General features: G+C 64.1%; 12 protein-coding genes and 1 pseudogene. 8 read left to right on the top strand and 5 right to left on the bottom strand.

Translation table 11 applies throughout. The features are described 5' to 3' along the window. Positions 1–14 precede the first annotated feature (14 nt). Both KFO72_RS33770 and KFO72_RS33765 read right to left on the bottom strand, forming a co-directional pair. On the bottom strand, positions 15–557 hold the full coding sequence (locus tag KFO72_RS33770; RefSeq protein ID WP_007743952.1) for a response regulator transcription factor: 543 nt from the start codon (positions 555–557) through the stop codon (positions 15–17). Continuing rightward, entirely contained in the window at positions 554–1,858 is a 1,305-nt protein-coding gene (locus KFO72_RS33765; protein WP_054929417.1) for an ATP-binding protein, read from the bottom strand. Before KFO72_RS33765 ends, KFO72_RS33770 begins: the two co-directional genes overlap by 4 nt. Positions 1,859–1,972: 114 nt before the next feature. Between KFO72_RS33765 and KFO72_RS33760 the strand changes: the two genes are divergently transcribed. Next, on the top strand, positions 1,973–3,595 hold the full coding sequence (locus tag KFO72_RS33760; RefSeq protein ID WP_225033913.1) for a hypothetical protein: 1,623 nt from the start codon (positions 1,973–1,975) through the stop codon (positions 3,593–3,595). 23 nt (positions 3,596–3,618) lie between these two features. Here the strand turns inward: KFO72_RS33760 and KFO72_RS33755 are convergent, their stop codons facing one another. Beyond that, complete coding sequence (locus KFO72_RS33755) at positions 3,619–3,900, bottom strand: cysteine-rich CWC family protein (protein ID WP_082433743.1); 282 nt, start codon at positions 3,898–3,900, stop codon at positions 3,619–3,621. Between the two features lie 306 nt (positions 3,901–4,206). Here KFO72_RS33755 and argB point away from each other — a divergent pair, with 306 nt between their 5' ends. The 7 genes from argB to KFO72_RS33720 all read left to right on the top strand — a co-directional run bounded on the left by argB (position 4,207) and on the right by KFO72_RS33720 (position 11,364). Next, the gene (gene argB / locus KFO72_RS33750; protein WP_054929415.1) at positions 4,207–5,106 is read left to right on the top strand and encodes an acetylglutamate kinase; all 900 of its coding nucleotides are present in this window, start codon (positions 4,207–4,209) and stop codon (positions 5,104–5,106) included. A gap of 227 nt (positions 5,107–5,333) precedes the next feature. Further along, positions 5,334–6,113 (top strand): pyrimidine 5'-nucleotidase, encoded by a 780-nt coding sequence (locus tag KFO72_RS33745; protein ID WP_054929414.1) that lies wholly within the window; start codon positions 5,334–5,336, stop codon positions 6,111–6,113. Between the two features lie 14 nt (positions 6,114–6,127). Next, entirely contained in the window at positions 6,128–6,793 is a 666-nt protein-coding gene (gene slmA, locus KFO72_RS33740) for a nucleoid occlusion factor SlmA (RefSeq protein ID WP_054929413.1), read from the top strand. A gap of 240 nt (positions 6,794–7,033) precedes the next feature. Next, entirely contained in the window at positions 7,034–8,179 is a 1,146-nt protein-coding gene (gene metX, locus KFO72_RS33735; RefSeq protein WP_035987178.1) for a homoserine O-succinyltransferase MetX, read from the top strand. After that, the gene (gene metW / locus KFO72_RS33730) at positions 8,176–8,784 is read left to right on the top strand and encodes a methionine biosynthesis protein MetW (RefSeq protein ID WP_054929412.1); all 609 of its coding nucleotides are present in this window, start codon (positions 8,176–8,178) and stop codon (positions 8,782–8,784) included. Before metX ends, metW begins: the two co-directional genes overlap by 4 nt. Positions 8,785–8,797: 13 nt before the next feature. Further along, entirely contained in the window at positions 8,798–10,192 is a 1,395-nt protein-coding gene (locus KFO72_RS33725) for an AmpG family muropeptide MFS transporter (protein ID WP_225033912.1), read from the top strand. After that, positions 10,192–11,364, top strand: a complete 1,173-nt coding sequence (locus KFO72_RS33720) for a M48 family metallopeptidase (protein WP_082433742.1) — start codon at positions 10,192–10,194, stop codon at positions 11,362–11,364. Before KFO72_RS33725 ends, KFO72_RS33720 begins: the two co-directional genes overlap by 1 nt. Positions 11,365–11,376: 12 nt before the next feature. Here KFO72_RS33720 and KFO72_RS33715 read toward each other — a convergent pair whose 3' ends face one another. Both KFO72_RS33715 and KFO72_RS33710 read right to left on the bottom strand, forming a co-directional pair. Beyond that, on the bottom strand, positions 11,377–12,159 hold the full coding sequence (locus KFO72_RS33715; protein WP_054929410.1) for an exodeoxyribonuclease III: 783 nt from the start codon (positions 12,157–12,159) through the stop codon (positions 11,377–11,379). A gap of 43 nt (positions 12,160–12,202) precedes the next feature. Continuing rightward, a pseudogene (locus KFO72_RS33710) lies at positions 12,203–12,680 on the bottom strand (polyphosphate kinase 2 family protein); the annotation flags it as partial.

Genomic DNA, 12,680 nt, shown 5'->3' with positions numbered 1-12,680 from the left:
AAACTACGGCAAGGTCATTGCTTGACCGGCCGCTTCGCGAGCTTGCGCTGCAACGTGCGTCGATGCATGTTCAGCGCGCGCGCCGTCGCCGAAATGTTGCCGCCGTTTTCCGCGAGCACGCGCTGGATGTGCTCCCACTCCAGCCGAGCAACCGACAATGGCGTCGGATTTTCGATCGCCTCTTCGGCCTGCAATGCGCTCGCTTCCGTTTGCAGCGCGGAGAGGATCGTTTCGACGTTCGCGGGCTTGGCCAGATAGTTGTCCGCGCCGTCCTTCACCGCCTGAACGGCTGTCGCGATGCTCGCATAACCTGTCAGCACCAGCATCCGCGCATTCGGTTGCAGGTCGCGCAGCGGCGCGACGAGATTCAGCCCGGAGTCGTTGCCCAGATGCAGATCGACGGTGATCTGCCCGAACTTCTGCTGATTGGCGAGGCGAATCGCTTCGTCGGCGTTGTGCGCCTCGGACACCGTGAAGCCGCGACGCGTCAGACCGCGCGCGAGGATGCCGGAGAACACTTCGTCGTCGTCGATGACCAGAAAATTCTTATCGCTCATGCTTGCTTCTCCGTATTGGACGACGCGGCGCCCTGCCGGCCCGCGTCTGTTTGCTCGCGGGCCAAAGGCAACCGCAATACTGCGCGCGTGCCGCGCGGCTTGATTTCGCTGACGTCCGTGAGCTCGATCGATCCACCGAGCCGCGCAGCCGCCGAAAACGCCAGATACAGCCCGACCCCATGCCCGCCCTGCGTGCTGTCGACGGGCGCTGCGCCCAGCAAGCCACGCAGCGACGCCGGCACGCCAGGGCCGGCGTCGCAGACTTCGAAGTCGATCGAGTCGTTGTCGGCGAGCCTGGCGGCGAGCGTCACGTGATCGCGGCTCGCGCGCGCGGCGTTGTCGAGCAGGATGGTGAGAATCTGGCTGACGGCGACCGTATCGTCGACACTGACGTTCGCGGGCGGCTCGCCCACACGCTCGAACTTGACGTGCGGATGCCGCAGCCGCCACTGATTGGCGAACGAGTCGAGCCATTCGTCGACACGCTGGCGGCTGCCTTGCGTCGACGCGCGGCTGCGCAGGCGCGCAAGTGCCGACGTGCACAGCGTCAACTGCTGGTCGAGGATATCGAGGTCGGCGGCGTACGCCTTCAGGCCTTCGTCGCTGCGCGCGGCATCGCGCAGCTCTTCCGTGAGCATCGCGATGGTCGACAGCGGCGTACCCATCTCATGTGCCACCGTCGCGGCCTGCACGCCCAGCGCCACCGCGCGTTCGTCGCGCAGCAGACGCTGTTGCGCCTCGCCGAGCGCCGTGTCGCGTTGACGCAGCCCGCGCGACATGCGCGCCACGAACCACGCGATCAGGCCGACGCTGACCATGAAGTTCACCCACATCCCGGCGCGATAGTAGTCGAACAGATTCGCGGGGTTGTCGAGATTGAGCGGCACCGATTCGAAACCGAGTACGGCATAGCACGCCACGGCGAATGCCGCGAGCCACGCCATCAGCTGCCAGGGCAGCACGGCCGCGGCAATCGCCAGCGACGGCAGGTACAACGAAACGAACGGATTGGTCGTGCCGCCCGACAGAAACAGCAGCGCGGACAGCGCGCCCAGGTCGACCCATAGTTGCCCGAACAGCTCGAGGTTCGACTCGGGTTTCTGGCTCGCGACGCGCAGCCACGTCAGCGCGTTGAAAATCACTTCGAGCCCGATGACGAGCAGCATCGCCGGCAACGGCAGCTTGACGCCGACAAAGGTCTGGACGAACGCAATCGTCACGAGTTGCCCGATGATGGCAAGACTGCGTAGCCAGAAGAGATGCCCGAGGTTGACCCGGCCGGTGACGGTTATGCGGTGCATCCTGCGAGTTTACCTGTTGGGAGGGGTCCGATTCATCTAGCGAATGATCGGAACTATAGTGTTGTTTATCGTTTCCGGCGCGCCCGGCATTCTTCACCCACAACGCTCAAAACAATGGTTGATCCGCATCAAGTTCTTTTGGATTCCTTCCAGACATTTCTGCGTCATGCTGTCGCAGCGCTGGAGCAAGGCGACCGCCAGGCGCATGACATCTGGCTCCAGGCCGCTTCACACCTGTTTCCGACCGATCCCGATTCGCTCGATGAAATGACGCAGCAACTGGCCGCCCGGCAACGCGGCCGCGAGGCAGAAACCATTGCCCGTGCTTGCGCCGCGCTCGCGCCGCACGATCCCGTAGCGCTCTTTCGCCTGGGTCTCACGCTGCAATTGATGAGCCGGCACGTCGACGCCGTCGCGCCCTACCGCAATGCGCTCGCCATCGCCCCCGACCTGCCTAGCCTGCGCAACAATCTGGCGGGCGCGTTGATGTCGGCGAATCCGGCTTCGGCGGAAGCGGCCGAACTGCTGGAAGCCGCGCTCCACCAGAATCCCGCCGATGCGAACGCGTGGGCCAATCTGGGCAAGTCGCACCTCGCGCGCTTCGACCTCGGCAGCGCGCTCGAAGCCGAGCGGCGCGCGATCGCGCTTCAGCCCGACAACACCGTCATGCTCGGCAATCACGGGCAGACGCTGCGCGAAGCGCAGCAATGGGACAGCGCCGAGCGCTTCACGTTGGCTGCGCATCGCGCCGCGCCCGACGTGCCGTCGTACCTTTCCAATCTCAGCATGATCCACCTGCTGCGCGGCAATTACGCCGACGGCTGGCGCGAGCACGAGGCGCGCTGGGACGGATCGAAGGAACTGGCGGGCAAACGCCCCGTACTGCCGGGACCCGCCTGGCGCGGCGAATCGCTGGCAGGCAAGACGCTGCTGCTGTGGGGCGAACAGGGGATGGGCGATCTGCTGCAGTTCTGCCGCTATGTTCCATTACTGGCCGAGCGCGTGCATCGCGAAGGCGGACGTCTTGCCTGGAACTCGTTTCCGCAGATGGGCGCGCTGCTGGAACGCTCGCTCGCGCAACACGCTGACGAATTCACGCTGGGCGGCGGCGTCGAACAGTTGCCGAAGTTCGACTATGAGGTTTCGCTGCTGTCGCTGCCTTTGCTCTTCGATACGCGCGAAGCAACGATCCCGTCGACTGTTCCGTATCTGCAAGCCGATCCGCAAGCCGTCGACGCCTGGCGTCAACGCCTCGCGGGCGACAAGCGGCTGAAGGTCGGACTCGTATGGACGGGCAGCCACGGACACCAGCGCAATCCGTTCCGCCGCGTCGGCCTGGAACGCTACGTCGACGCCTTCCGCGAACTCGACAAGGTCGCCTTCTATTCGCTGCAGCCCGGCGCCGCAGCCGAAGTGGCGGCAGCCCGCACGGCAGGACTCGATATCGCCGACCACACGGCGGAATTCCAAACCTTCGACGACACCGCCGCCTATCTCGGCGCGCTCGACCTGGTGATCACCGTATGCACGTCCGTCGCGCACCTGAGCGGCGCGATCGGGCAGCGCACGTGGGTGCTGCTCGATGTCAATCCGCATTGGGTCTGGCTGCTCGATCGCACCGACAGCCCGTGGTATCCAAGCGCGAGCTTGTACCGGCAGCCGCAGTTCGCACAGTGGGAGCCGGTGTTCGACAACCTGACGCGCGATCTGGCGGCGCTGGCGGACTCGCGCGCGTAGTCCCGCACAGGGCGCCGGTTGCATCAGTCCGGCGCGGGCGCGGCGCCTCCTTCCGTTGCACGCGCCCGCGCGATTACATCGGCAAGGCATTCGGGGCATAGACAGCCGGTGCTGGCGTCGAGCGCCGTGGCGGGCAAGGCGGGCATCGATACGCACCAGCACGCCTCGCGGCCGCCGCGCCCGCCGCAGTCGAACACGCGGCGGCAGCGCGGGCACCGAGCGCTCGACATTGCGGAAGATTCAGTCGGTTCGGATGGGGACGGATTCATGACAACGGGATGAAACCGGTCAGTGGATTCAAACATGATGCCACTTCCGGCACATCAGCAAAACGCCTGCCCGCTCGCCGCCGATTCGCCTGGCTTTCCGGGCCGCGGGGCCTCCCCGTTGCGCGAGAGAACTTACCAGCCGGGCGACGGCCCAAACCAGGCACCGCACCGCTGCAAAATGCAGCGCGGACGAGGTGCGCGTTGCCCTCGAAATCCGCTTTTCCGCACTGCGGCACAACAGCCGCGATCGCCGCGACGGCACACGTCAGTTTCACTATTGCACCGCGCCAGTTGTGTACAATCCGGCGTTGTTTTCACCGTTTCCGTGTCCGAGCCGCCGCCATGTCCGAGTCTCCCGACCTGTCCCAGATCGCCCCCACGCTGAAGGCTGAAATTCTCGCCGAGGCGCTGCCTTATATCCGCCAGTATCACGGCAAGACCGTCGTCATCAAGTACGGCGGCAACGCGATGACGGAAGAGCGCCTGAAGCAAGGCTTCGCGCGCGACGTGATCCTGCTGAAGCTGGTCGGCATCAACCCGGTGATCGTGCACGGCGGCGGTCCGCAGATCGATCAGGCGTTGAAGAAAATCGGCAAACAGGGCACGTTCATCCAGGGCATGCGCGTCACCGACGAAGAGACGATGGAAGTCGTCGAATGGGTGCTGGGCGGCGAAGTGCAGCAGGACATCGTCACGCTGATCAACCACTTCGGCGGTCAGGCAGTCGGTCTGACGGGCAAGGACGGCGGCCTGATCCACGCGCGCAAGCTGCTGATGCCGGACCGCGACAACCCCGGCCAGTACATCGATATCGGCCAGGTCGGCGAAGTCGAGGCGATCAACCCCGCCGTCGTGAAAGCGCTGCAGGACGACGCGTTCATCCCCGTCATTTCGCCCATCGGCTTCGGTGAGGACGGCCTGTCGTACAACATCAACGCGGACCTGGTCGCGGGCAAGCTGGCCGTCGTGCTGAACGCCGAGAAGCTCGTCATGATGACGAACATCCCGGGCGTGATGGACAAGGAAGGCACGCTGCTGACCGATCTGTCCGCGCGCGAGATCGACGCGCTGTTCGCCGACGGCACGATCTCGGGCGGCATGCTGCCGAAAATCTCGTCGGCGCTCGACGCCGCGAAGAGCGGCGTGCGTTCGGTGCACATCATCGACGGCCGCATCGAGCATTCGGTGCTGCTCGAAATCCTGACGGAGCAGCCGTTCGGCACGATGATCCGCTCGCACTGAGCGCGGTCCGCCACGTCACGCGTCACGCAAACTCACGCATCGCGCGAAGCACGGCACGCTGGCCGCCGTGCTTCGCAGAAGGCATACTGGCCTTCCGTCTTTCGCGCAGTGTCCTGCGCTGTCTCAAGCTTTTCCCTCTGCGCGCATCGCGCGCCGCCCGTTTCGCACGGCAGCGGACCGCCTCGCGCGCCTGACATCATTCACGCCGCAATTCACGCCGCAACATCATGCGCACTTTCCGTCCGAAGCGCCGTCGGCCGCAGATTCACGCCGGCACGCCTGTCTGGCTGTTCGATCTCGACAACACGCTGCATCACGCGTCGCATGCGATCTTCCCGGCTATCAACTCCGCAATGACGCAGTACATCATCGACGCGCTGCAAGTCGAGCGCGACGAAGCGAACCGTCTGCGCACCGGCTACACGCAGCGCTACGGCGCGGCGCTGCTCGGGCTCACGCGCCATCACGACCTCGATGCGCACGACTTCCTGAAGTACGTCCACACGTTCCCCGACCTGCGCGCGATGCTGCGCAGCGAGCGCGGCCTGAAGCGTCTCGTCGACGCGCTGCCCGGCCGCAAGATCGTGCTGACCAACGCGCCCGAAGCCTACGCGCTCGACGTGCTGAAAGAGTTGGGCATCGAACGGCTGTTCGAGCGCGTGATCGCCATCGAGCACATGCGCGACCGCCGCTACTGGCGCGCCAAACCCGATCACGCGATGCTGCGCCGTGCGATGCGCGACGCGCACGTGCGTCTCGCCGACGCGGTGCTCGTCGAAGACACGCGCAGCCATCTGAAGAACTATCGGCGGCTCGGCATCCGCACCGTGTGGATCACCGGGCACCTGCCGCAGCATGCCCGCCCGAACGGCTCGCCGGCACGTCTGCCGGGCACGGGTCGCCCGCACTATGTCGATCGATGCATTCGTTCGCTAAAATCGTTGAGACTGGGCACTCGCCCAGGAAGGCCGATCGAACCACTCACGGAGCATCCGGCCTGGCGATAACAGGGACGACAGACATGCAGCCTATCCGCAAGCATGACGAGGACGTAACCGAAGACCAAACCGCCGCACCGCGCTCGACACGCCTGAAACCGGGCGAGCGGCGCGTACATATCCTCCAGACGCTGGCCGCGATGCTGGAGGCGCCGAAGAACGAAAAAATCACCACCGCGGCGCTGGCCGCGCGCATCGGCGTATCGGAGGCGGCGCTGTATCGCCATTTCGCGAGCAAGGCGCAGATGTTCGAAGGGTTGATCGAATTCATCGAGCAGACGCTCTTCGGGCTCATCAACCAGATCATCGCGAAAGAGCCGAACGGCGTGCTGCAGGCACGCGCGATCGCGCTCATGTTGCTCAATTTTTCAGCGAAGAATCCCGGCATGACGCGCGTGCTGACCTGCGAGGCGCTCGTCGGCGAACACGAGCGGCTCACCGAACGCGTCAACCAGCTGCTCGAACGCGTCGAGGCGTCGCTCAAGCAATGTCTGCGGCTCGGATTGATGGACGCATCGAGCCACGCCGAACACAGCGCGATCCCGCTCCCCGCCGACTACGATCCCGTGGCGCGCGCCAGCCTTTTGCTCAGCTACATCATCGGGCGCTGGCATCGCTTCGTGCGCAGCGGCTTCTCGCGCGCGCCGGTTGAACAGGCCGACGCGCAACTGCGCCTGATCCTCCAGTAAGACCGGGCGGCGCAGACGCGGCGCGTTTTCCGCTATACTCTGCGCTTGACCGTTTTTGACGGTCCAGAATTGCACAACGCGCCGATTTGCTGACTCGATTGCGGGCGCGCGAACCAGCGGAAGGAGTTCATCCATCCCGGTTCACTATAAATGCGGCTAAAGAGGTCGTCAGCCGCGCACACGCTCCTTCCGCGCCATCGCCGACACCATTTAGCCGCCCCATGTCAGAAGGCGGAATGAATGGAATCGATCGGGATCGTCACTCCACAAACAATGCATTTCTCCGAGCCGCTGCGCCTGCAGAACGGCAGCTCGCTCGCGAACTACGACCTCGTCGTCGAAACGTACGGCACGCTCAACGCCGCGCGCAGCAATGCCGTGCTCGTGTGCCACGCACTCAACGCGTCGCATCACGTGGCGGGCGTCTATGCGGATGATCCGAAGAACGTCGGCTGGTGGGACAACATGGTCGGCCCGGGCAAGCCGCTCGACACCAACCGCTTCTTCGTGATCGGCGTGAACAATCTCGGTTCGTGCTTCGGCTCGACGGGCCCGATGAGCATCGATCCGTCGACGGGCCGTCCGTATGGCGCGAGCTTCCCCGTCGTGACGGTCGAAGACTGGGTGAACGCGCAGGCGCTCGTCGCCGACACGTTCGGCATCGAGAAATTCGCGGCTGTGATGGGCGGCAGTCTCGGCGGCATGCAGGCGCTCGCGTGGAGCATGATGTATCCGGAGCGGCTCGCGCATTGCATCGTCGTGGCATCGACGCCCAAGCTCTCGGCACAGAACATCGCGTTCAACGAAGTGGCGCGCTCGTCGATTCTCTCGGACCCGGACTTTCACGGCGGCAACTACTACGCGCACGGCGTGAAGCCGAAGCGCGGCCTGCGCGTCGCGCGGATGATCGGCCACATCACGTATCTGTCGGACGACGACATGGCCGCGAAGTTTGGCCGCGCGCTGCGTCGTGCGGAGGGCGCGGAAGACGTCTACAACTTCAACTTCGACGTCGAGTTCGAAGTGGAATCGTATCTGCGCTACCAGGGCGACAAGTTCGCCGACTACTTCGACGCGAACACGTATCTGCTGATCACCCGTGCACTCGATTACTTCGATCCGGCAAAAGCGTACGACGGCGATCTCACAGCCGCGCTCGCCCACACGAAGGCGAAGTATCTGATCGCGAGCTTCACCACCGACTGGCGTTTCGCGCCCGCGCGCTCGCGCGAGCTGGTGAAGGCGCTGCTCGATCACAAGCGCCAGGTGACGTACGGCGAAATCGACGCGCCGCACGGCCACGACGCCTTTCTCCTCGACGATGCGCGCTATCACAACCTGATGCGCGCGTACTACGAACGCATTGCTGCGGAGGTCAACGCATGAACCAGCGCGCTCTCGATTATCTTGCGACGCGGCCGGATTTCCGCGCGATTGCCCGCTGGGTCGAGCCGCGTGCGACAGTGCTCGATCTCGGCTGCGGCGACGGCTCGCTGCTGTCGCTGCTGATGGAAGAACTCGAAGTGACGGGCTACGGCATCGAGATCAACGACGCCGGCGTGCTCGCGTCGACGAAGAACGGCATCAACGTGATCCAGCAGAATCTGGAAGACGGCTTGCGACTGTTCGAAGACGGCAGCTTCGATTTTGCGATCCTTTCTCAAACGCTGCAGACCATTCACCAGACGGCCGCGATCTTGCGCGAGACGGTGCGGGTCGGCAAGGAATGCATCGTTTCGTTCCCAAATTTCGGATTCTGGACGCATCGACTGTCTGTTTTGCAGGGACGCATGCCCGTGTCGAAGTCGCTGCCGTATCAGTGGCACAACACGCCGAACGTGCGCGTGCTGACCATCAAGGACTTCGAGGCGCTCGCGCCGGAAGTCGGCATCGAGATTCTGGATCGCGTCGTGCTGCATGGCGGCCAGCAGGTGCGATGGGGCGTGAACTGGCGTGGTAGTCTTGCGGTCTATCGCGTCAAGAAAAGCTAACGTCACTCATCTCATGTCGAACCCGCCACACGAGGCGCCCGCACTAACCGCTCACGAAGAACATCCCGGCTGGCGCGCGTTTCTCAACGCGCGCATGCTGATCTGCGTTTTCCTCGGCTTCACGTCGGGGTTGCCGCTGTTCACCCTCGTCTATCTCGTCCAGGCCTGGCTGCGCTCAGAAGGCGTGAACCTGAAGGAAATCGGCCTGTTCGCGCTGATCCAGTTCCCCTATACGTGGAAATTCCTCTGGGCGCCGCTGATGGACCGTTACGTGCCGCGTCTGCCCGGCTGGCGGCCGGGACGCCGGCGCGGCTGGATGCTGTTCACGCAGATTCTGGTCGCCGGCGCGATCGCATCGCTCGGCATCGTTTCGCCGCGCGATTCGATCTGGACGGTTGCCGCACTGACCGCGCTCGTCGCATTCTTTGGCGCGAGCTCGGACATCGTGATCGACGCGTATCGGCGCGAACTGCTGCATGACACCGAGCAGGGCCTCGGCAATGCGGTGCACGTGAACGCGTACAAGATCGCGGCGCTCGTGCCCGGTTCGCTCGCGCTGATACTCTCGGACCATTTGCCATGGGCGACCGTGTTCATCGTCACGGCCGCGTTCATGCTGCCGGGCATGATCATGACCATCGTCGTGCGCGAGCCCGAAGTGCACGGCACGCCGCCGAAGAACCTGCGCGAAGCGATCGTCGAGCCGTTCCGCGAATTCATTCTGCGCGACGGCTGGCGCGGCGCACTGTTCGTGCTCGGCTTCATCTTCCTGTACAAGCTCGGCGATACGATGGCGACCACGCTGTCCACGTCGTTCTTTCTCGACATCGGCTTTTCGCGCACGCAGATCGGCGTGATCGCCAAAACGACGGCATTCGGCGCGAGTCTGGCGGGCGGCATCATTGGCGGAATTGCGCTGATGCGTATCGGCATCGGTCGCGGCCTGTGGATCTTCGGCATTCTGCAGATGGTGTCGACGCTCGGCTTCGCGTGGCTCGCGCACGTCGGGCCGACGTCGCCGGGGCTCACCGTCGTGTACGACATCGCCGTCGCGCTCAGCGCGGGCACGACAAAACTGCTGTCGCTGCTCGGCATCGGCTGGACGGTGCAACTCGATCCGATGTCGGTGGCGCTCGCGCTCGTCTACGGCTTCGAAACCTTCACGACAGGCCTCACGCTCGCCGCGTTCACCGCGTACATCGCCAGTACGACCGACCCGCGCTACACGGCGACGCAGTTCGCGCTCTTCACGTCGCTCGCTTCGGTGCCGCGCACGCTGGCGTCGGCGGCAAGCGGCTTCGTCGTCGCGAAGATCGGCTGGTTCGATTACTTCCTGGTCTGCACGGCGCTTGCTATACCAGGCATGCTACTGTTGTTTCGCATCGCCCCCTGGAGAAAGCAGTCGTGATGGTGTTTGCGTCGCGGCGCGCCGTCATGGGTCCGGCTTCGCGCGCCGCTTTCCGTCGATCGCCTGCATATCGCATGCGCGCGCGTAGCCATGTCCTGCATCTGGCCGTTCTCGCCGCGTGCGCGGCGTTCGGCGTGATGTCGCCGTGGCAGGCGCGCGCGGCCGAATCGACATCGAGCGTCAGCGCGCCGCCTGCTGCGAACGCGCCATCCACGCCTTCGACCCTTTCCGCGCCTAAGTCAGAAACGGCGCCGTCCGCCACGTCAGGCACGTCCGCGCCGTCGAACGCAGGCGCAGCGACACCGCCAACGCCCGTGACGGCTCGCACGCCGGCACCCACGCCCCCGCCGCCGCCCTTCGTGCCGAACCAGCAATTGCGCTATGGCGGCTACGCGGTATTCCGCAATCTGATTCCGTCGCCGATGCTCGAAGCGCAATCGGCTGAGGAATTCGATCAGATCGCGCGCGGCGCCGAGCATATGAGCCGGCTCTATCCGTCATCGGACGCGCACGTGAAGCGTGTGCAGTCGATCGTCGACAAGCTGGTTCCGTACGCGCTGAAATGGAACGACCGCGCGAAGAACTGGAAGTGGGATATCGCGGTGCTGCGTTCGCCGGATGTTCGTGTGTACTGTCTGCCGGGCGGCAAGATCATCGTGTATGGCGGCATGCTCGACAAGATCAAGCCCAACGACAACGAACTCGGCATGCTGCTCGGCCATGAAATCGCCCACGCGCTACGCGAGCACGCGCGCGAGCGTCTCGGCGAACAGCAGGCCGCGCAACTCGGATCGGGGTCGATTCCGCAACTTTTCGGTCTCGCCGATCTCGGCGAAGCGCCGCTCGGCATCGGTACGCAGTTGCTGGAGATGAAGTACGAACGCGCCGATGAAACCGAGGCCGACGTGATCGGCAGCGAGATTGCTTCGCGCGCGGGTTTTGATCCGCGCGCGGCGATCACACTGTGGGACAAGCTCGCCGTCGCGACCCGCAGCAACCGCGATCAGGGCTTCATCTACGTGCATCCGTACAATCCGACGCGCCGCGCGGACATCATGAAGCGCCTGCCCGACATGCTGCCGCTGTACGCGAAAGCCGTCGGCAAGAGCGTCGATGCGCTGCCCGACTATGCGGGCATCGGCCGCCCGCGCCGTACGACCGCGAGCGACTGACGCCGCTTTCGTTTATTTCTTCGCGATCTTGTGCGCGTAGTCGACGGTCACGGGCGCGTGATCGCTGAACTTGATGTCACGGAACACATCGACGCGCTTCGCCGTCGCGGCAACACCCGGCGTCGCGATCTGGTAGTCGATACGCCACCCAACGTTCTTCGCATACGCCTGACCGCGATTGCTCCACCACGTGTATTGCTCGGGCCGCTGGTCAAGCGTGCGGAACACGTCCACGTAGCCGACATCGTCGAACAGCTTGGTGAGCCACGCGCGTTCTTCCGGCAGGCAGCCCGAGTTCTTCTGGTTGCCCTTCCAGTTCTTGATGTCGATTTCCTTGTGCACGATGTTGACGTCGCCGCACACGATCACTTCGCGCTCTTTCGACAACTCCGTGAGGTGCGGCATGAACTCGTCCATGAAGCGGTACTTGGCCTGCTGGCGCTCGTCCCCGCTCGAACCCGACGGCACATACACGGAAATTACCGACAAATTGCCGAAGCGCGCTTCCACGTAGCGTCCTTCGGGATCGAACTCTTCGCTGCCGAAGCCGATCACGACTTCATCCGGCTCGTGACGCGTATAGAGACCCGCGCCGCTGTAACCCTTCTTCACCGCATGCTGAAAATAGCCGGTGAAACCGTGCGGCGCGAGAAATTCAGGCGTCATGTCGTCCTGCGAGCATTTGATTTCCTGCACGCACACGACATCGGCCTTCTGCTCACCGAACCACTCGAAAAAGCCTTTCTTGGCCGCCGAACGGATGCCGTTCAGGTTGGCGGTGATCACACGAAACATGTTTTTCCTTCGTTGTGTTTTTGTCTATTCGACAAGGTGAAGATCATTCGACTATCACGCCCTTGAGCGATTCTTTCGCCGGCGGGAATTCGAGCTCGAGCGACTCGAACGCGCGCAGCAGCAATTCACCGACCATCACGTTGCGATGCGTCTTCGAGTTGGCGGGAATCACGTACCACGGAGCGTATTCCGTCGACGTGGCCGCCAGCGCTTCTTCATACGCGTCCTGGTACTTGTCCCACTGCTTGCGCGCGTCGAGATCGGAGACGTCGAATTTCCAGTGCTTGGTCGGATCGTCGATGCGCGCCTGCAGGCGCTCGCGCTGCTCGTCCTTCGAAATGTGCAGCATGCATTTGATGATCGTCGTGCCGCTTTCCGCGAGCATCAGCTCGAAGTCGCGAATGTGCCGGTAGCGGCGCAGGCGCGCGTCCTTGTCTATCGAACCGAGCACCACGGGCACGAGCACGTCTTCGTAATGGCTGCGGTTGAAGATCGTCAGTTCGCCAGCGGCGGGCGCCTGC

This window comes from Paraburkholderia sp. XV (assembly GCF_020177535.1).
In the GTDB taxonomy this organism is placed as follows: domain Bacteria; phylum Pseudomonadota; class Gammaproteobacteria; order Burkholderiales; family Burkholderiaceae; genus Paraburkholderia; species Paraburkholderia caribensis.
This window is presented reverse-complemented; position numbering and strand designations above follow the sequence as displayed.